16 protein-coding genes and 1 pseudogene are annotated in these 19015 nt (G+C 64.5%); 8 read left to right on the top strand and 9 right to left on the bottom strand.

Features of this window, described 5'->3' with window-relative positions:
* Position 1 precedes the first annotated feature (1 nt).
* From FHX60_RS24285 to dnaA, 7 genes and pseudogenes are all read right to left on the bottom strand, one after another.
* Entirely contained in the window at positions 2–2599 is a 2598-nt protein-coding gene (locus FHX60_RS24285) for a type I restriction-modification system subunit M (protein WP_183284885.1), read from the bottom strand.
* Between the two features lie 141 nt (positions 2600–2740).
* Entirely contained in the window at positions 2741–2992 is a 252-nt protein-coding gene (locus FHX60_RS28015; protein ID WP_183284884.1) for a helix-turn-helix domain-containing protein, read from the bottom strand.
* A gap of 177 nt (positions 2993–3169) precedes the next feature.
* Positions 3170–3340: pseudogene (locus FHX60_RS27865) on the bottom strand (IS5/IS1182 family transposase); the annotation flags it as partial.
* 187 nt (positions 3341–3527) lie between these two features.
* Positions 3528–3806, bottom strand: a complete 279-nt coding sequence (locus FHX60_RS24275; RefSeq protein WP_183284883.1) for a hypothetical protein — start codon at positions 3804–3806, stop codon at positions 3528–3530.
* Positions 3807–4196: 390 nt separating this feature from the next.
* Entirely contained in the window at positions 4197–6722 is a 2526-nt protein-coding gene (gyrB, locus tag FHX60_RS24270) for a DNA topoisomerase (ATP-hydrolyzing) subunit B (RefSeq protein WP_183284882.1), read from the bottom strand.
* 253 nt (positions 6723–6975) lie between these two features.
* Positions 6976–8091: a DNA polymerase III subunit beta gene (gene dnaN / locus FHX60_RS24265; RefSeq protein WP_092315366.1), complete on the bottom strand. Its 1116-nt coding sequence runs from the start codon at positions 8089–8091 to the stop codon at positions 6976–6978.
* 368 nt (positions 8092–8459) lie between these two features.
* Positions 8460–10214, bottom strand: coding sequence for a chromosomal replication initiator protein DnaA (dnaA, locus tag FHX60_RS24260; RefSeq protein ID WP_183284881.1), 1755 nt, complete (start codon positions 10212–10214; stop codon positions 8460–8462).
* An 818-nt stretch (positions 10215–11032) separates the two neighbouring features.
* Here dnaA and rpmH point away from each other — a divergent pair.
* The 5 genes from rpmH to tam all read left to right on the top strand — a co-directional run bounded on the left by rpmH (position 11033) and on the right by tam (position 14872).
* A complete protein-coding gene (gene rpmH / locus FHX60_RS24255; RefSeq protein ID WP_008650850.1) occupies positions 11033–11167 on the top strand; it encodes a 50S ribosomal protein L34 in 135 nt (44 codons plus the stop codon).
* A gap of 172 nt (positions 11168–11339) precedes the next feature.
* Positions 11340–11804, top strand: a complete 465-nt coding sequence (gene rnpA, locus FHX60_RS24250) for a ribonuclease P protein component (protein ID WP_116381622.1) — start codon at positions 11340–11342, stop codon at positions 11802–11804.
* Between the two features lie 10 nt (positions 11805–11814).
* Positions 11815–12096, top strand: coding sequence for a membrane protein insertion efficiency factor YidD (gene yidD, locus FHX60_RS24245; protein ID WP_092315372.1), 282 nt, complete (start codon positions 11815–11817; stop codon positions 12094–12096).
* A 21-nt stretch (positions 12097–12117) separates the two neighbouring features.
* A complete protein-coding gene (gene yidC / locus FHX60_RS24240; RefSeq protein WP_183284880.1) occupies positions 12118–13788 on the top strand; it encodes a membrane protein insertase YidC in 1671 nt (556 codons plus the stop codon).
* Positions 13789–14101: 313 nt separating this feature from the next.
* Entirely contained in the window at positions 14102–14872 is a 771-nt protein-coding gene (gene tam, locus FHX60_RS24235; protein ID WP_183284879.1) for a trans-aconitate 2-methyltransferase, read from the top strand.
* Positions 14873–14890: 18 nt separating this feature from the next.
* Here the strand turns inward: tam and FHX60_RS24230 are convergent, their stop codons facing one another.
* The gene (locus FHX60_RS24230) at positions 14891–15277 is read right to left on the bottom strand and encodes a VOC family protein (protein WP_112776015.1); all 387 of its coding nucleotides are present in this window, start codon (positions 15275–15277) and stop codon (positions 14891–14893) included.
* A gap of 38 nt (positions 15278–15315) precedes the next feature.
* Complete coding sequence (locus tag FHX60_RS24225) at positions 15316–15753, bottom strand: PaaI family thioesterase (RefSeq protein ID WP_092315380.1); 438 nt, start codon at positions 15751–15753, stop codon at positions 15316–15318.
* 178 nt (positions 15754–15931) lie between these two features.
* Here FHX60_RS24225 and FHX60_RS24220 point away from each other — a divergent pair, with 178 nt between their 5' ends.
* The 3 genes from FHX60_RS24220 to FHX60_RS24210 all read left to right on the top strand — a co-directional run bounded on the left by FHX60_RS24220 (position 15932) and on the right by FHX60_RS24210 (position 19015).
* A complete protein-coding gene (locus FHX60_RS24220; protein WP_183284878.1) occupies positions 15932–16750 on the top strand; it encodes a CHAD domain-containing protein in 819 nt (272 codons plus the stop codon).
* Positions 16751–16830: 80 nt separating this feature from the next.
* Positions 16831–18258 (top strand): tRNA uridine-5-carboxymethylaminomethyl(34) synthesis GTPase MnmE, encoded by a 1428-nt coding sequence (gene mnmE, locus FHX60_RS24215; protein ID WP_183284877.1) that lies wholly within the window; start codon positions 16831–16833, stop codon positions 18256–18258.
* 178 nt (positions 18259–18436) lie between these two features.
* The gene (locus tag FHX60_RS24210) at positions 18437–19015 is read left to right on the top strand and encodes an OB-fold putative lipoprotein (RefSeq protein WP_183284876.1); all 579 of its coding nucleotides are present in this window, start codon (positions 18437–18439) and stop codon (positions 19013–19015) included.

Genomic DNA, 19015 nt, shown 5'->3' with positions numbered 1-19015 from the left:
ATCAGTTCCCCGTCAGCAAGATTTTCAGCTCTGTAAGGCCCTTGAGGTCGAATTCGCTGCCGTCTAGCTCATCCAGCATGCTCGCCAACGTTCTCTCGGCCTGCCTGATGTCGCGAGCGTTGTCAGCGTAGGTGATGCGGTATTTTTCCACCAGGGCTTCAAGCTTGTCGATCAGGCTGTCCACCACCAAGCCGGGCAGGCGAAGCAGCTCGTCTACCAGCGGCGTAATCCACTTGCGCTCCAGCAGCGCATGCACCTGTGTGTCGCTCAGCTTTTCAATCGTGGCCTTGGTCTTGAGGTGCAAGGCTGCATCGTCCTTCTTGATTTCCGCTTTCAGCGCTTTCTCTTTGGCCAGTTCCTTGGCGGCCTGGATGATCTTGGCTTCATAGGACTCGGGATCGAACGCCTCCGATGTTTCGGCTTCGGCAAGCAGCTGCTTCGCCTCCTTGGCCACGGCCGCGGCCACGAACTTGTCGCCCGAATCGTTGAAGGTGTCGTTGGCCTTGTCTTCTTCGCTAAAGCTTTCCAGCAGTTCGTCCAGCGTCGCGGCGACGTCGCCCAGGCGGGCCTCCTTCTCGCGCAGCGCTTCCAGCTCCTTCTCGTGGTGTGTCAGCTGCACCAGCTCGAAGGGCAGGATCCGGCCTCTCCAGCCTTCTTGCACCTCCACGTCTTTGCCGTCTTTCTTCTTGATGACGTAGTTGGGGTCCACCACGCGGGCGGCATCAAGACCTTCGGTCTGGAGGATTTCCAGATCGACGGCGATGAGCTGCCAGTGGTCGTCGAGGACCTGGTAGGCCTGGTACTTGTCGATGAGCGGCACCGTGCCGACTTTGGATAACCTGCTGAACAATTCTTCGCAAATAAGTGCCTCTTGCCGGGGCACCTGCAGGGTGAGCATCTTGCTGATCAGCGCGTCGTGCAGCCAGGGCTTGAAACCGGCAAAGGAGTTGTTGAAGGCTCGGCTGAACTCCGTCACATCAAGATGCTGGCGGGTGGCCTGAGCAAGGTCTTCGGCCTTGAGCTGGGCGTAGGGTGTGCCGTCAAGGGTGAATAGGGCATTGCGCAGGCTGGGAAAGGCCTGCCACGCGTCCGCCAAGACGTCCAGCTCCCTCAGGGGAATTCCGCCAAACATGGAGGCATACAAATCCCAGCTCTCAGCGGGCTCTGATGAGTCCACGTAGCGCGGGATGTTGAGGTTGTACTCGTTGGCTGGGCTTTGCAGCTCGGTCTTGGGCACGAGGCGGCTGAAGCCCGGCACGGTGGCGCGAGCGATCACGACGTCGATGATCTTCTTGATGTCGCAGGCGCGAAGCTTGTTGTTCTTGCCTTCTTTGGCGAAGCCTTTAGAAGCATCGACAAAAAGCACATCACTGCTCTCGCGCTTTTGCCTGAGCACAAGGATGACCGTGGGGATGCCGGTGCCGAAGAAGATGTTGGGCGGGAGACCGATGACGGTTTCGAGGTGATCGTTCTCGATCAGGGCTTTGCGGATGGTGCCTTCTTCACCGCCCCGGAACAGCACGCCATGAGGCAAGACGATGGCCATGATGCCGCCCGGCTTCAGGTGGTACAGGTCGTGCAGCAGAAACGCATAGTCGGCTTTGGACTTGGGAGCCAAACCGAAGCGGGCGTAGCGGGGATCGGCTTCCTTGTGCTGTGGGTCCCACTTTTGTGAATAGGGTGGGTTCGATACCACCGCGTCTAGGTACAGCGGGGCGTAGCTGTTGACTGGGTCTTGCTCGTCAAAGTAGGGCCAGTCGTCTTCCAGGGTGTCGGCGTTGCGGGTAACGATGTTGCCGGGCCGGATGCCGCGCATGACCAGGTTCATGCGGGTGAGGTTGTAAGTGTTCTCCTTCAGTTCCTGGGCGTAGTACTTGATGTTGCCCTTGTCGCCCATTTGCTTGGCAATGGATTGGCCAATGTTGAGCAGCAGTGAGCCAGACCCGCTAGTGGAATCGTAGATCTGGATGGTCTCGCGGTCCTTAAGGTGGTGCGCGATGATTTCAGACATGAGCACAGATACTTCGTGAGGCGTATAGAACTCGCCCGCCTTTTTCCCAGCGTTGGCGGCAAACATACCGATGAGGTATTCATAGATGAAGCCGAGCACGTCGTAGCCCTGCTTGCCATCCATGGGGATGTCTTTGATGAGCTGGATAAGCTCGCTGATCGCCTTGGTTTGCTTCGCGGCGGTGTCGCCGAGCTTGCTCAGGCCGGTTTCCAGGGTCTTAAAGATTCCCTCGAACAGGCGCTTGTGATTCGGGTGAATCAGACGGCTGAATGCCGACAGGGCATCGCGTACACGCGAGACGTCGAAATCGCTCTTGGCATCGATCCAAGTGGAGAACAGGTGCTGGTAGGCGATAAAGTAGCCGATACTGCCTTTGATGTGCTCAACTGTCTCCTCATCCTCCTCCGACAGGGCTTTGATTTCTTCTTCGGTGAAGGCCTCGTCTTTAGCGAAGCGCACCAGCTTATCGGAGAGGTATTTGTAGAAGATGAATCCGAGGATGTAGTCCTTGTATTCGTTGGCCTCGATCTTGGAGCGCATCTGGTTGGCGGATTCCCAGATCTTGGATGCGAGCTGCTGCTTATTCACGTTTTGTAATGTTTAGTGTTTGATGAACGCGGAATGGACGACTGGCGATCTGAGAGCGTCATGCCCCCGGAATCGAATCGCCAATGCGTGGCCGAGCGCTGCAGTGCTGCCAAACATCAGTTGCCCTCAAGGAGGGAGCGCTCAGGGGCGAGCGCCGATGGCACGTACGTCTTCGTCAGGCACGTATGTCGCAATGTCACCAACTCCGCAGCCGAAGAACTTACACAGCGCATCGATGTTCGAGAGCGTGGCGTTGTAGCCCCGGACGTTAACCATCTTTGAAAGCGTTGTGCGGTGTATGCCAGTGGCCTCAGCCACCTCCAGTAATTCGACACGCCGCCCGCGGCGGAAGGACGCGTCAGCGAGTAATTCAGTCAGTCGGAGCCTGATCACGCACTTCTCCTTTGGCAAACGGACGAATTATATAAGTTGCGTACATCGCGTCAACTCTACATAAGATGCCCGAAACAATCGACACGGGATGGGTGTTGTGTATGGCTGAAGCTAGATTGCAACCACTGGCTTGCGAGCTCGAAGTCTCGAGCGGTTCGGGCTCGTGACGTGCCCACCCAGGATCTCGCGCTCATCCTGCGCGAACGGCTCTCCTACGTAGCCGCTGTCGCACAGCACGCTTTCGACTTGCCCGAGGCTTGATTTGCAGCGCGCGGGCGGCTGCAGGGCAGCCGTATGATCGACCATCCCAGCGGTCGTCACTGCCACCGCACGCGGCAGTCCCTGCGTGACCCTGCAAATCGCCAGCGCAGAAGGTGCAACCGCATTCCACTAGCACCCTGAGCGCTGCCGACCGGCAGCCTACGTCCGGTATGACCGCGAGAGTGGCCGCGGGCGTCGGCCGCATGCCCGTCGGAATCCGCGGCAAAGCAAACATGGAGGGTTGTCTCACGAACTGCGGCAACGGGTTGCGAATTCAACCGGTCGACGCAACAGCTTGATGGAATCGTTCAGCCGGTGTATCGAAGACCTGCTTGGTCTTCAGCCCAGGCCAATGAAGGACCAGCGCAACTTGCAGCGCTTGGGTCAAAGTCGACCCTTGGACGTTGGGCAGGCCGCCGACCCTCACTTCCCCGGCCAAGTCAGTACGGACGGTGACACCCGTCCAGAGAACACCCCGTTTCAACCGATAAGTGGTCTTCTCCTCGACGTTGACCCGGTAAGTCTGGGCATCCACCTTCAGGGACAGTTCCAAGCCGTGCATGTGCAGGCGCCAATCGGGCAATCCCGTCAGGATCCGGCTCTACATGGAGGGACCCATTCTCCTATCATTTCTACCCCCTATCCGACGACGTTCAACCCTTGATGCGGTCGACGAGTGCCGATGGCGCCCGCCCGTGAGGCGGGGGCGTGAGAGCATCCGATTCTGGGAAACGCCAAGGGCCGCTCAGGGTCGATCTGAGACCGTCCCCTCAGATCCGAGAAAAGCAAAAAAGCCACCCTCAGGTGGCCTTTTTTATTAACCGTGTCACTAATTTTTTTAGCAACTTGGCATAGTTTTCACTTTACGTGTCATCCGACACCCAGATCGCCTCATTTATTTGTGAAAACATCAATTTTTCTGAGATCCTACAGCTACATAGCCTTACACATCAATATTCCGCGCCACCAGCGCATTAGATTCAATAAAGTTCCTACGCGGCTCCACCTCATCCCCCATAAGGGTAGTAAAGATCTGATCCGCCGCAATAGCATCCTCAATCTGCACCTTCAGCAGCCGCCGCTGCGTAACGTCCAGCGTCGTCTCAAACAATTGCTCAGGGTTCATCTCCCCCAGCCCCTTATACCGCTGCCGAGAAACCCCACGCTCCGCCTCAGCCAACAGCCATTGCATAGCCCCGTGGAAATCGTTGACAGTCTGATCGCGCAGCTTATCGCCTTCACCACGCTGCACCTTAGTCCCTTCCGGAGTCAGCCCCTGGAAAGTCTTGGCCGCATTGGACAGCGCCGCATAATCCGCCCCATGAACAAAGTCCGCATCCAAATGCGACAACCGCACGTTCCCATGATGCCTACGCGCAATCATCAACCGATGCTTATCCGTCTTCTCATCAAACTGCGCATAAACATCAGCCGTACCATCGTCATTGACCGCAGCCCCAATCAACGTCTTGGCATGCATCTCCGCCAGCTTAGCCTTCAACGCCACCGCTGAAGCCTCCGCCGCCGCCGCACTATCCAGATCCAGCGTCACGCCATCCGCAATAGCACGCAGCGCGTCCGTATCCACAACACGCGACAGACGGCCAATCACGCCCTCGGTCAGCTGATACTGCCGCGCCAGCTCAGTCAGCGCATCCCCATTGATCTCCGACCCATCCGGCCGCACCAACGACGCCTTCTCCATCGCCAGCTTCAACAGATAAGCATTGAGCTCGACATCATCCTTGATATACCGCTCTTCCTTACCATGCTTGATCTTGTACAGCGGCGGCTGCGCGATATACACATAACCGCGCTCGATGATGTCAGGCATCTGACGATAGAAGAACGTCAGCAGCAGCGTGCGGATGTGGGAGCCGTCCACGTCCGCGTCGGTCATGATGATGATGCGGTGGTAGCGCAGCTTGTCCAGGTTGTAGTCGTCCTTGCCGATGCCGGTGCCCAGTGCGGTGATCAGCGTCAGCACTTCCTGGCTGGACAGCATCTTGTCGAAGCGGGCGCGCTCCACGTTCAGGATCTTGCCCTTGAGCGGCAGGATGGCCTGGAACTTACGGTCGCGGCCCTGCTTGGCGGAGCCGCCTGCGGAGTCACCCTCCACCAGGAAGAGTTCGGACTGGGCCGGGTCTTTTTCCTGGCAGTCGGCGAGTTTGCCGGGCAGGCCCATGCCGTCCATCACGCCCTTGCGGCGGGTCATTTCGCGGGCCTTGCGGGCGGCTTCGCGCGCGCGGGCGGCGTCTACGATCTTGCCGCAGATGGTCTTGGCGTCGTTGGGCGTTTCCAGCAGGAAGTCGGTCAGGGCCTTGCTGACGAGTTCTTCCACGGGCAGGCGCACTTCTGACGAGACCAGCTTGTCCTTGGTCTGCGAGCTGAACTTGGGCTCGGGCACCTTCACGGAGAGCACGCAGGCCAGGCCTTCGCGCATGTCGTCGCCGGTGGTTTCCACCTTGGCTTTCTTGGCGACTTCGTTCTCTTCGATGTACTTGTTGATGACGCGGGTCATCGCGGCGCGCAGGCCGGTCAGGTGGGTGCCGCCATCCCGCTGCGGGATGTTGTTGGTGAAGCAGAGCACCTGCTCGTTGTAGCCGTCGTTCCACTGCATGGCCACTTCCACGCCGATGCCGTCTTTTTCGGTGTTGGCGTAGAAGATGTTGGGGTGCAGGACGCTCTTGGCGCGGTTGATGTACTCGACAAAACCCTTCACGCCGCCGGAGAAGGCAAAGTCTTCTTCCTTGCCGGTGCGCTGGTCGACCAGCTTGATATGGACGCCGTTGTTCAGGAACGAGAGTTCGCGAATGCGCTTGGAGAGGATCTCGTAGTGGAACTCGACGTTGGTGAAGATTTCTTCGTCGGCCAGGAAGTGGACTTCGGTGCCGCGCTTGTCGGTGGCGCCGATGACCTTCATCGGCGAGACTTCAACGGGCTGGCCGTCGGGGCCGGGCACGGTCTCGACGATGCGGTTCTGCACTTCGCCCTTGGCGAATTCGATCAGGTGGACCTGGCCGTCGCGGCGCACGGTCAGGCGCAGCCACTTGGAGAGCGCGTTCACGCAGGACACGCCCACGCCGTGCAGGCCGCCGGAGACCTTGTAGCTGTTCTGGTTGAACTTGCCGCCGGCGTGCAGCTCGGTCATGGCGATTTCGGCCGCGCTGCGCTTGGGTTCGTGCTTGTCGTCGAACTTGACCAGGGGCGGGATGCCGCGGCCGTTGTCGACGATGGAGATCGAGTTGTCGCTGTGGATGGTGACCTGGATCTCGGTGCAATAGCCGGCCAGCGCTTCGTCGATGGAGTTGTCCAGCACCTCGAACACCAGGTGGTGCAGGCCGGTGCCGTCGGAGGTGTCGCCGATATACATGCCCGGGCGCTTGCGTACCGCCTCCAGGCCTTCCAGGATCTGGATCGAGGAGGCTCCGTAGGTGTTTTCCTGTTGCGGTTTCTGCTGTTCGGTCATGTCTTTCCTACTTGCGGCGAATGCGGGATCGGGGCCGGGCGGGCATGGCTGGCATGCCGGCGGCGGGGCGCGATGGGTCCGCATGGCGGGTTACTAAAAACGGCAAAAGGGGCGGATCGTCGTAACGATCCTGCCCCCGCGGCGGGATGGTCATCCCCTGGACGTTCCGGCCGGGGCCGGGTGTCGTAGCGTGCCGTTTGCTGCTCCGGTTGCTGTCTGCGCTGGTTGTGGCACAGGTCCTGTCACCGGATCATCAGATGCGCATCGGCATGACGACGTACTTGAAGTTGTCGTCGTCCGGCACGGTGATCAGCGCGCTCGAATTCGAGTCGCCGAGGCTGACCTGCACTTGCTCGGTCTTGAGGTTGGCAAGCACGTCGAGCAGGTAGGTCACGTTGAAGCCGATATCGAGCGCGTCGCCCGAGTAATCGAGTTCCAGCTCTTCCTGCGCCTCTTCCTGGTCGGCGTTGGTGGAGCTGATCTTGAGCATGTGCGTGTCGAGGATGCAGCGCACGCCCTTGAATTTGTCCGTCGTCAGGATCGCGGTGCGTTGCAGCGCCTGCTGCAGCTGCACGCGGTCGATCGCGAAGGCGTTCTTGTAGCCCTTGGGGATCACGCGCTGGAAGTCGGGGAACTTGCCTTCGACCAGCTTGGAGATCAGTTCGATATTGGCGAAGGTGAACTTGACCTGGTTGGCGGCCAGCTGCACCTGCACCGGATCGTCGTTGTCTTCCAGCAGGCGCTGCAGTTCCAGGATGGTCTTGCGCGGGATGATGACTTCCTGGCGCGAGCCCACGCCGCTGGCTTCCTGCTCCAGTTCCACGCCGCAGTAGGCCAGGCGGTGGCCATCGGTGGCGACTGCCATGACCTTCTTGCCTTCCACCACCAGCAGCATGCCGTTCAGGTAGTAGCGGATGTCCTGCTGCGCCATGGCGAAGTGGACCATCGCCAGCAGGTGCTTGAAGGTCTTCTGCGGCAGGGTGACGCTGGCGTTGAATTCGCTGGCTTCGGCAACGGTCGGGAATTCTTCGGCGGCCAGCGTCTGCAGGGCAAAGCGGCTCTTGCCGGACTGCACGGTCATGCGCTTGTCGTTGAGCGACAGGGCCACGTCGCCGTCAGGCATCGCACGCAGGATGTCGAGCAACTTGCGCGCGGCCACGGTGGTGGCGACGCTGTCGCTGCCGACGCCGCATTCCGCATGCGTGGTGATCTGGATTTCGATGTCGGTCGACAGGAAGGATACGTTCGACCCGGACTTGCGAATCAGCAGGTTGGCCAGGATCGGGAGGGTGTGGCGGCGCTCCACGATGCCGCTCACGATTTGCAGCGGACGCAGCAGGTTGTCTCGCGAGGTTTTGACCAATTGCATTGAATTTATCCTTCGTCGTTTGTAATCGGCGACCGCAGAACGCAAACAACTCCAAATTCACTTAGGAATCAAGGAGTTAATGTGCCATTGTACCAAGGATAAGCCGCTGCGGTGAAGCGGGGCGGGACCGGCCGGCGGGCCAGCTGTGCCCAAAAAGCCACGCTGGCGCCCACCGTACTTGCCATCCCGTCCCGACTCACCGCAAAGCCTTATCAGTGGCCACTTTCCGGACACTTGCCCCGGCGTCGCTGACGTTAATTCCCCAGGCGCCACGGGATGTCCGTGGCGCGCACCCTACAGTATGCCAGCCCGGCGGAGCTGGCCTTCCAAAACACCTTCCCGGAACAGGCCCGGGCACCGGCCGCGCATCAGCCCTTGAGCGTCTGCTCCAGCACGTGCAGCTCATGGTTGAGCTGCGCGTCCTTGCTGCGCTCGTCGGCGATCTTGCGTACCGCGTGCAGCACGGTGGTGTGGTCGCGGCCGCCGAAGAGTTCGCCGATCTCGGGCAGGCTCTTCTGCGTCAGCTCCTTGGCCAGGTACATCGCGATCTGGCGCGGCCGTGCAATATTGGCAGGCCGCTTTTTCGAATACATGTCAGCGACCTTGATGTTGTAGAAATCCGCGCAGGTCTTCTGGATGTTCTCTACCGAGATCTGGCGGTTCTGCACCGTCAGCAGGTCCTTCAGCGCTTCGCGCGTCACCTCGATGGTGATGTCCTTGCCGTGGAAGTTGCTGAACGCCAGGATCTTGCGCAGCGCCCCTTCCAGCTCGCGCACGTTGGAGCGCAGGTGCTTCGCGACGAAGAAGGCGACTTCTTCCGGAACGTTCACGTTCTCGGCGGCGGCCTTCTTCATCAGGATCGCCACGCGCATTTCCAGCTCGGGCGGCTCGATCGCCACGGTCAGGCCGGAGTCGAAGCGCGAGATCAGGCGGTCGTCGATGCCGGTGATTTCCTTGGGGTAGGTATCGCTGGTGATGATCACCTGCGCCCGGTTGGCAATCAGGGCCTCGAAGGCGTAGAAGAACTCTTCCTGCGTGCGGTTCTTGCCGGAGAAGAACTGGATATCGTCGATCAGCAGCAGGTCCAGCGAGTGGTAGTAGCGCTTGAACTCGTCGAACGCCTTGCGCTGGTAGGCCTTGACCACGTCGGACACGTACTGCTCGGCGTGGATGTAGCGGATGCGCGCGCGCGGGTTCTCCATCAGCATGTGGTTGCCGATGGAGTGGATCAGGTGGGTCTTGCCCAGGCCGACGCCGCCATACAGATACAGCGGGTTGTACGACTTGCCCGGGTTGTTGGCGACCTGGATCGCGGCGGCCCTTGCCAACTGGTTGGCTTTGCCGGTGACGAAGTTGTCGAAGGTCAGGATCGGGTTCAGGCGCGAGCGCTCGTGGACCGTGTCGCTGGGCTGGTGGCCGGGCATCGGCGCGGCGTTGCCCATGGCGGCATGCGGATGCTGGCCCTGCTGCGGCGCGCGGTAGGAGCGGGCGCTGGCTTCGGCGGGGTCCATCTGGACCACGTCGATCTCGCCCAGGTCGGCATTGTGCTGCGGATGGTGCTGGCCGGGATGCTGGCCCATGCCCTGACCACGCGCGCCGGCCGGAACCGGGGCGGCGGACGGCATGCCGGCCGGGTTGCCGTAGGGAGGCTGGCCCAGGCCGTATGCGGCCGCGGTGGGGTATTCGCCATAGCCGGGCTGCGCCGGCTGGCCAGGCATGGCAAACGGAGCCTGGCCGCCCATCGGCTGGCCGGACTGGGCGCCGGGATAGCCGCCCATGCCCGTACCCGGTGCTGCGTGATGTTCCATGCGGTCCATGCCGCCCGCGCCCATGCCGGGCTGGGCCGGCTGCATGTAGGCAGCGGCGCGGCCCGACGCGGCGGGATCGAGCACGAACTGGACGCTGACCTGCGCTTCCCAGTATTCGCAGGCGAGGGCGGTGATGCGCCCCGAAAACTGACTCTTGACCCAGTCGAGCTTGAAACGGTTGGGCGCAGCAATCCGCAGCGCATGCGTTTCTTCATCGAACGCAACGGGCGCCAGCGGCTTGATCCACGTTTTGAACTGTTGCGGCGTCAGCTCGCGCTCGAGTTGCGCGGCTGCCGCCTGCCAGAAATCTTGCATTGTTTGTTGTTGAGTAATCGCACCCGGCGCCGCCTTGCCAGCAGCACCGGGTACGCCACGGGCGGCGTATGCGCCGCGCGATCCGGGCCGCCCCGACCGTATTGCGAATCAATACTGCTGGTCGAGGCCTCCGCGGCATGCCATGCAGCCGCCAGCGAACCATCAGGTCCGCCGCACTGGCGTGCGTAAACTCATGCGTTGCCGCGGTGGGGGGCCCGGGTTGCGCCTGCGCCACGCAGCCCGTGTTGTGTTTGGACCCGGATTGTACCCCCGCCCCTGAGTTATCCACAAAGGATAAGTCTGTGGACAACTTGTGCAAATGCAGTGGATTGGTGTGCACAACCCCTGCTGCAATGCGGCTTTCCGGGGTGGTGGAAGGGGCAAACATTCAGGAAAAACAGGGACTTCACCTGTGGATGACCGCGGTAGAGGTGCCCCTCGGGACACTTTCAGTTACCCACCGGCCGTTGTGGACAATGGCGCACCAGAGGCCGCGCGGCGGTGTGGCAATTGTGCCGTCGCACACAGACGGGCGCCTTGACAGCGTCGCGGAAAATCGTTTAAATGGCGGGTTCTGCGATGCGGCAGGGGATCACGTATGCGCATCGCCGGTCTGGCCTGTTCGTGCCGTCCGCGCTAACAGGTTTCACTACCTGCACACGCGTCAGCACGGCCGGCAGCAAGACAGAACCAGAATCGTCGGACACGCCGCTGCAGTTCCCTCGCAAGCGGCAGCCCCATGCGAACCATACGCGGCGGCCACGGCACCCCGGCACCGGCCGGAGTCGGGCGAGCCAAGATCAACCAGAGAGTGCAACATGAAACGTACCTACCAACCTTCCGTTACCCGCCGCAAGCGTACCCACGGTTTCCGCGTGCGCATGAAGACCCGCGGCGGCCGTGCCGTCATCAACGCTCGCCGCGCCAAGGGCCGCAAGCGCCTGGCCATCTGAGGCCCGGGCGACCGGCCTGACGGCGCGCCCGGCGCCGGCTGCAGCGTACCGCAGCCATGCCGCGCGGCCGTCAACGCCCACCGCCCCGGCTTCAGGTCGGCCGGCAGCTTGCCGCAGGGCGCCGCTTTGCGCCAGCAGTCTTATTTGCCAGCGCTTGCCAGTGTCACCCAGCGTGTCAGCCCATGCCTTCCCCAAAGCCGCGAGGCTTACAAAGACGGATGAGTTTTCATCCGTTTTTGCTTTGCGGCCCCGGCGGCGCAGCACCCACTTCGTGCTCTATGTACGCCCCAACGACCGGCCGGAAGGCCGCCTGGGCGTGGTGGTGGGCAAGAAGTTCGCGCCGCGCGCCGCCGAGCGCAACCTGGTGAAGCGCATGGCGCGCGAGCTGTTCCGCCAGCGCCGCGAACAACTGGGGGGCCGTGACGTGCTGCTGCGCCTGCAAGCGAAGTTTCCGCGCGCGGAATTCGCGACGCGCGCGGCGGTCCGAAGGGCATGCGCGGCGGAAATCGCCAGCCTGCTCGAGGTAGCGGCCAGGCCACTGCCGCCACCCGCGCCGCCTGCCTCGCCCCCGGCCCCGCCCACCGCGGCGCCAGCGGCGAGCCCCTCGCAAAGCCAGCCACCAGGCCAGCCAGCCTGACCGCCCCGCCATGAAGCGAATCCTGCTAGTCCTGCTGCGCGTCTACAAGATCGCCCTCAGCCCTTACCTGGGCTCGCAGTGCCGCTTCCTGCCGACCTGTTCTGACTACGCCCGCGACGCCATCGTCCATCATGGCGCCGCGCGCGGCAGCTGGATGGCCGCCTGCCGGCTGTGCCGCTGCCATCCTTTCGCCCAAGGCGGGTATGATCCCGTGCCGGGCACGGAAGCTGACACGCCAGTCCATGCCGCCACAGGCCACGCGCCCGTGGCAATCCGTCTGCCCAGACCCTGATTTTTCCGACCACAGCCAGACATGGATATCAAACGCACCATCCTCTGGGTCATCTTCTCGATGTCCCTCGTGCTGCTCTACGACAACTGGCAGCGCGCCAACGGCCATGCGTCGATGTTCTTCCCGAGCACGACGCAGCAGCAGGCCGCTTCGGCGCCGGCCGCCAGCGGCGCGGCCGCGCAGGGCGACGTGCCCAAGGCCAACGTCCAGCCGGGCGCAACCGCGCCGGCCGCGGGCGCCGCGCCGCAGGCCGCGGCCCAGCCCACCGGCGAGAAGATCGTGGTGACCACCGACACGGTGCGCGCCGAGATCGACACCGCCGGCGGCATCGTGTCGCGCCTGGAGCTGCTCAAGGAGCATGAGAACGACGGCAAGCCGGTGGTGCTGTTCGAGCGCGACAAGGTGCGCACCTACATGGCCCGCTCGGGCCTGATCGGCGGCGACCTGCCCAACCACACCACGCTGTTCACCGCGACCCCGGGCCCGCGCACGCTGGACGGCGCGGACCAGCTGCAGGTGGTGCTGAGCGCCGAGAAGAACGGCGTGAAGCTGGTCAAGACCTACACCTTCCGCAAGGGCAGCTACGTGGTCGACAGCAAGTTCGACGTGACCAACGCGGGCACCGCGCCGGTCTCGCCGACGCTGTACCTGGAACTGGCGCGCGACGGCACCAAGGTCGAGCAGTCGCAGTTCTACAGCACCTTCACCGGTCCGGCCGTCTACACCGACGCCGACAAGTACCACAAGATCGACTTCGAAGACATCGCCAAGGGCAAGGCCACCGTGCCAGCCGCCGCCAACAACGGCTGGGTGGCGATGGTGCAGCACTACTTTGCCTCGGCCTGGATCCCGCAGACCGGCAAGGAGCGCAGCTTCTACGTGCAGCAGATCGATCCGCACCTGTACCGCGTGGGCGTGCAGCAGCCGCTGGGCGAACTGGCCCCGGGCGCGAGCGTGAGCACCGATGCGCGCCTGTTCGCCGGCCCGCAGGAAGAGCACATGCTCGAGAAGATCGCCCCGGGCCTGGAGCTGGTGAAGGACTACGGCTGGCTGACCATCCTGGCCAAGCCGCTGTTCTGGCTGCTGGAGAAGCTGCACGGCTTCATGGGCAACTGGGGCTGGTCGATCATCGCGCTGACGGTGCTGATCAAGCTGGTGTTCTTCCCGCTGTCGGCGGCAAGCTACAAGTCCATGGGCAAGATGAAGGACCTGCAGCCGCGCATGACGTCGATCCGCGAGCGCTACAAGAACGACCCGCAGAAGATGAACCAGGAGATGATGGCGCTGTACCGCACCGAGAAGGTCAACCCGCTCGGCGGCTGCCTGCCCATCGTGATCCAGATCCCGGTGTTCATCGCGCTGTACTGGGTGCTGCTGTCGTCGGTGGAAATGCGCGGCGCGCCCTGGCTGGGCTGGATCAAGGACCTGTCGGTGCCGGATCCGTTCTACATCCTGCCGATCGTGATGGCCGTGTCGATGTTCGTGCAGACCAAGCTGAACCCGACCCCGCCGGATCCGGTGCAGGCCAAGGTCATGACGATCATGCCGCTGGTGTTCTCGGTGATGTTCTTCTTCTTCCCGGCGGGCCTGGTGCTGTACTGGGTGGTGAACAACATCCTGTCGATCGCGCAGCAGTGGCAGATCAACCGGATGCTGGGCAAGGGCAAGGCCGCGGTGGTGGCCAAGAGCTGAGCCTGTTGCAAGATGCGGTAATCGGGAAGCCCGGCAGAGATGCCGGGCTTTTTTTATTGGGGCTGAGGGGCTGGGGGCCTTTGCGATCCTGGCGGTTTGCTCCCCTCGCCCGCTTGCGGGAGAGGGGCCGGGGGAGAGGGCAGGCGCTGGCATACCGACGTGCTTCACTTCGTAGAGACTCCTGCCCTCTCCCCCACCCCTCTCCCGCTCGCGGGAGAGGGGAGCCTTGTTCCCGCAGCGTTGGCTGCGGCTGGTCTCCGTTGGCTGCGGCAGGCGTATGCTACTGGCCTGCCCTTACCGCCAGGAGACCCCCATGAGCTGGTCCGCTCACCAATACGTTGCCTTCGAAGACGAACGCACCCGCCCGGTCCGTGACCTGGTGGCTGCCATTCCCAACGAGATCGCGCGCAGCGCGGTGGATATCGGTTGCGGTCCAGGCAATTCCACCGAAGTGCTGCTGGCGCGCTATGCCGGCGCTTCAGTGACCGGGCTGGACAGCTCGCAAGACATGATCGATGCCGCGCGCAAGCGCCTGCCCGACGTGCAGTTCCGCGTGGCCGACATCGGCGCCTGGGACGATGCCGGCCCGTACGACGTGATCCTCGCCAACGCGGTGCTGCAATGGCTGCCCGACCACGGCCGCTTGTTTCCCGAGCTCGTCTCCAAACTCTCCCAGGGCGGCACGCTCGCCGTGCAGATGCCGGACAACCTGGAAGAGCCCGCGCACCAGCTGATGCGCCGGGTGGCGGCGCAAGGCCCGTGGGCCGACAAGCTGGCCGGCGCCAGCAAGGCCCGCGCCGAACGCGCGTCGGCGCGCTGGTACTACGAACTGCTGCGCCCGCTGTGCCAGCGCGTGGACGTGTGGCTGACCACCTACCATCATCCGCTCGCCGGCGGCCCGGCCGCGGTGGTGGAGTGGTTCAAGGGCAGCGGCCTGCGTCCGTTCCTGCAGCCGCTGGATGAGGCCGAGCGTGCCGCCTACCTGGCCCGCTACCAGACCGAGATCGCCAATGCGTACCCGGCGCTGCCGGACGGCTCGGTGCTGCTGCCGTTCCCGCGCCTGTTTATCGTGGCGACCCGCTGAGGACGCGCTGAACCCGCGTTACGCGGGCTGGTGGCATACCGCCTCGATGTTGTGGCCGTCGGGGTCCAGCACGAAGGCGCCGTAGTAGTCGGGATGGTAGTGCGCGCGGATGCCGGGAGCACCGTTGTCGCGCCCGCCCGCGGCCAGTGCCGCGCGATGGAACGCATCGACGGTCGCGCGGCTGTCCACGCGGAACGCTACGTGCACCGGCGGCTGGTTGGGCGTGCCGCGGTGGATCCAGAAATCGGGATGGCCGGGCGTGCCGAAACCGGCCACGTCGGTGCTGCCGGTGACGCTGGCCGGGAATTCCTTGTCCAGCACGTAGCCGATGGCCCCCAGCGCCGCCTGGTAGAAGGCGCGGCTCTTCTGGTAATCGCTGACGCTGACGCCGGTGTGGTCGATCATGGATGGCTTCCTTGTCGAGGTTGGAGCGAAAGAAGGGGTCAGGCCAGGTCCAGCACGCTCATGGTGGCGTTGAGCCGGCTGACCAGCACGGATTCGCCGTGGACGTCGGCAAACACGTCGGCCTCGACCACGATGATGGCGCGGCCGGACTTGAGCACGTCGGCGCGGCAGCGCAGCCGTTCGCTGCGCACGGCCCGCAGCAGGTTGATCTTGAACTCCGCGGTCACGACGTGCTGGCCCGCTTCCAGGATGGTCGACGCGGCCGCGCCGGCGGTGTGGTCGGCCATGGTGGCCTGCACGCCCGCGTGGACGATGCCGCCGTGCTGCAGGTGGCGCGCCGTGATGGCCAGCGTGGACTCGCACCAGCCGGGCCCGCAGTCGGCCAGCGCGATGCCGACGTCGTTGACGAATGCTGCCTGGCGGAAGCCGGCCTCGATGGTGTCGCGCAGCAGCAGCCGTTCCTGTTCGGTGGTCATGGCGGTTTCCTCGTGGGCCGGGGCACTGGTCCTGGCGGATCTGCGCATTCCAGCCTGAAGAGCAAAGCCTGTCAATCGCCGAAGCGGCGTTGGCGGCGCATGCCGCCCAAGCGCGTGCTGTCGCCTACACTGAAAGCATCTGCGTCCCGCGTGCGCGCCTGACCGCATGCAGTCCGCCATGAACGCTGACGCCAACTCCCCCAAGCTGCGCCGCAAGACGCGGCCCGCCGCTGCCTTTGCCGCGCTAACGCAAGCCAGCCTGGCGCGTATCGACGCGTGCCTGGACCAACTGCAGCACCGCGACGACCCGGAAGACCTGCACCAGCTACGGGTCGCGCTGCGCCATGCGCGCGCGGTGGCCTGGGCCATGGGCCCGGCCTTGCCGCGGCAAGAGCGCGACCGCTGGAAGCGCGACCTGCGCACCCTGGCGCGCGCCACCAGCGCGGTGCGCGACTGGGACGTGTTCCTGGCCGAGACCGTCGGCCCGGCGCGCGAACGGGAGCCGCTCGACACCGTATTGGCCGCGATCGCCGACACCGCCCGGCAGCGCCGCGACACCGCCCGCGAAGCGATGCTGGCAGCGCTGGCCAGCTACCGCGACTGGCCGCTGCCAGCGCTGCATCGCGACCTGGCGCACCTGGCGCACCTCGCCACGCGCGCCCGCGGCGACAGCGCCCGCCTGGCCCCGTTTGCCCGCCGGCGCGTGCGTCGTGGCCGCAAGCAACTGCGGGCGCTGGCGAAGAACGCGCGCGGGGGCGATCCCGGCGCGGTGCACGCGCAGCGCATCGCCGGCAAGCGGCTACGCTACGTGATCGAGGCCCTGGCGCCGGTACTGCCGGCGCGCTATACCAGGCGCCTGCACCGCAAGCTGGTCAAGCGGCAGGCCCGGCTGGGCCGGCAGGTCGACGGCATCGTCGCACGCCGCCTGATGGCCGAGTGCCTGGCGGTGCAGGCAATGCCGGACGATGCGCCGCCGCCGCTGCCCGGCGCCAGCTGACCGCTCCGCCAGCCATGGCGGCCCGCCCACCAGGTGCCACGCGAACCGCACCCCCGCACCCGATCTGCGACAATACCGCCATGACTGCTCCCCAGCTTCCCATTGCCGCCATCGCCACCGCGCCCGGCCGCGGCGGCATCGGCGTGGTGCGCGTGTCGGGCCCCGATGTCGGCCCCGTGATGCGCGCCGTCTGCGGCCAGGCACTGAAGCCGCGCCACGCCACCTACCTGCCGTTTCTCGACGGCAACGGCAAGGTCATCGACCACGGCCTGGCGCTGTATTTCCCGGCGCCCAACTCCTATACCGGCGAGGAAGTGCTGGAGCTGCAGGGCCACGGCGGCCCGGTGGTGATGCAGATGCTGCTGACGCGCTGCCTGCAGGCCGGCGACGGCATCGGCCTGCGCCTGGCCGAGCCCGGCGAGTTCACGCGCCGCGCCTTCCTCAACGACAAGCTGGACCTGGCCCAGGCCGAGGCCGTGGCCGACCTGATCGAGGCCAGCACCGAGGCCGCGGCGCGCTCCGCCGCGCGTTCGATGGAGGGCGAATTTTCCAACGCCATCCGCCAGCTGGTGGACAAGGTCATCCACCTGCGCATGCTGGTCGAGGCCACGCTGGACTTCCCCGAAGAAGAGATCGATTTCCTGGAGCAGTCCGACGCGCGCGGCCAGCTTGCCGCCATCCGCACCGAACTGGGCGCGGTGCTGGCGCAGGCGCGCCAGGGCGCGCTGCTGCGCGAAGGGCTGTCGGTGGTGCTGGCGGGCCAGCCCAACGTGGGCAAGTCGTCGCTGCTGAACGCGCTGGCGGGCGCCGAGCTGGCCATCGTCACGCCGATCGCCGGCACCACGCGCGACCGCGTGCGCGAGACCATCCAGATCGACGGCATCCCGCTGCATATCATCGACACCGCCGGCCTGCGCGAGGAAGCCGCCGACGAGGTCGAGCGCATCGGCATCGAGCGCACCTGGGACGCCATCCGCCGCGCCGACATCGTGCTGCACCTGGTCGACGCCACGGATTACCTGCGCCATGGCCTGTCCGAGATCGACGATGCCATCGACGACAAGCTCAGCGGCCAGCTGCCGCCGGGCGCGCCGATCGTGCGCATCGTCAACAAGATCGACAAGGCCCCCGCGGTGGGCGAGGTCATGTTCGGCGGCAACCGCCCGCACGTGGTCGCCGCCAACGGCCCCAACCCGACCGAGATCTGGATCTCGGCCCGCACCGGCGCCGGTATCGAACTGCTGCGCCGCGAACTGCTGCGGCTGATCGGCTGGCAGTCCGGCAACGAAGGCACCTTCCTTGCGCGCGAGCGGCATCTGACCGCGCTGCGGCAGGCGCAATCGCACCTCGACGTCGCCGCCGACCAGAGCGAGCGCCAGGCGCAGGCACTGGACCTGTTCGCGGAAGAACTGCGGCTGGCGCAGGAGCACCTGAACAGCATTACCGGCCAGTTCACCAGCGACGATCTGCTGGGGACGATTTTTACGCGGTTTTGTATTGGGAAGTAGGGAACTGCGGGGCAAGGGCAAGCGCATTGCTCCAATGCCGGGGCCGCCATGCCGGGCCGTGCGGTGGCGTCCGGGCACGGCGTCGACCATGCCGTCGCGGCGATCGGGCGCTTTTGCGGCAGGCAGGGCGCATAATCCGCCTTCCGCTTTCCGCTTTCACTGACGCAGGACTGTCCCGATGTTGAACCGCACCCAGCAAATCCTCATTGCCATCGTTGCCGTGGCTGTCCTTGGCATGTTGTGGTTTGCCGGCAATGACCGCCGCGACGATGTCGGCGGCGCGGCGCCCGAGGCGCCGGCCGACATGCAGGCCGACGTACAGACCGCGGCCAGCGAGGTGCGCGGCGTGCCGCGCAACGGCACGCTCGATCCGATCAGCATCGACCCGCAACGCCCCGCCGACCGCCTGCCGCAACTGCAGGCCGACGCGCTGCTGAATGCGTACCGCGACAATCCCGCGCAAGCCGACCGCCGCTACCTGAACCAGTACCTGATCGTCGAAGGCGTTGCCAGCGGCATCCGCCGCGACGGCGATCAGGTCTTTGTCGATATCCGCACCAACGACCCCGGCGCCAATGTGCGCGCGCTGCTGCTGCCGCGCCAGATCTGCGGCCCGGCCGGGCGCGAGTGTGAAGTGGAAGCCCGCGCCACCATGGTGCGGCGCGGCCAGAAGGTGGCGGTGGAGTGCAACGGCGCCGGCCTGGCCGACGGCATGCCGCTGCTGCGCGACTGCCTGCTGCGCGGCGGCGCCAACTGA

This window comes from Cupriavidus alkaliphilus, assembly GCF_014191175.1.
GTDB classification, from domain to species: Bacteria; Pseudomonadota; Gammaproteobacteria; order Burkholderiales; family Burkholderiaceae; genus Cupriavidus; species Cupriavidus alkaliphilus.
The sequence above is the reverse complement of the archived record's forward strand: the minus strand, read 5'-3'. Positions and strand labels throughout refer to the sequence as shown.

Bases quoted from the DNA above. Each gene is read 5' to 3' on its own strand.
- gyrB (WP_183284882.1), bottom strand. From the start codon at position 6,722: ATGACCGAACAGCAGAAACCGCAACAGGAAAACACCTACGGAGCCTCC.
- dnaN (WP_092315366.1), bottom strand. From the start codon at position 8,091: ATGCAATTGGTCAAAACCTCGCGAGACAACCTGCTGCGTCCGCTGCAA.
- dnaA (WP_183284881.1), bottom strand. From the start codon at position 10,214: ATGCAAGATTTCTGGCAGGCGGCAGCCGCGCAACTCGAGCGCGAGCTG.
- rpmH (WP_008650850.1), top strand. From the start codon at position 11,033: ATGAAACGTACCTACCAACCTTCCGTTACCCGCCGCAAGCGTACCCAC.
- yidD (WP_092315372.1), top strand. From the start codon at position 11,815: ATGAAGCGAATCCTGCTAGTCCTGCTGCGCGTCTACAAGATCGCCCTC.
- yidC (WP_183284880.1), top strand. From the start codon at position 12,118: ATGGATATCAAACGCACCATCCTCTGGGTCATCTTCTCGATGTCCCTC.
- tam (WP_183284879.1), top strand. From the start codon at position 14,102: ATGAGCTGGTCCGCTCACCAATACGTTGCCTTCGAAGACGAACGCACC.
- FHX60_RS24230 (WP_112776015.1), bottom strand. From the start codon at position 15,277: ATGATCGACCACACCGGCGTCAGCGTCAGCGATTACCAGAAGAGCCGC.
- FHX60_RS24225 (WP_092315380.1), bottom strand. From the start codon at position 15,753: ATGACCACCGAACAGGAACGGCTGCTGCTGCGCGACACCATCGAGGCC.
- FHX60_RS24220 (WP_183284878.1), top strand. From the start codon at position 15,932: ATGAACGCTGACGCCAACTCCCCCAAGCTGCGCCGCAAGACGCGGCCC.
- mnmE (WP_183284877.1), top strand. From the start codon at position 16,831: ATGACTGCTCCCCAGCTTCCCATTGCCGCCATCGCCACCGCGCCCGGC.
- FHX60_RS24210 (WP_183284876.1), top strand. From the start codon at position 18,437: ATGTTGAACCGCACCCAGCAAATCCTCATTGCCATCGTTGCCGTGGCT.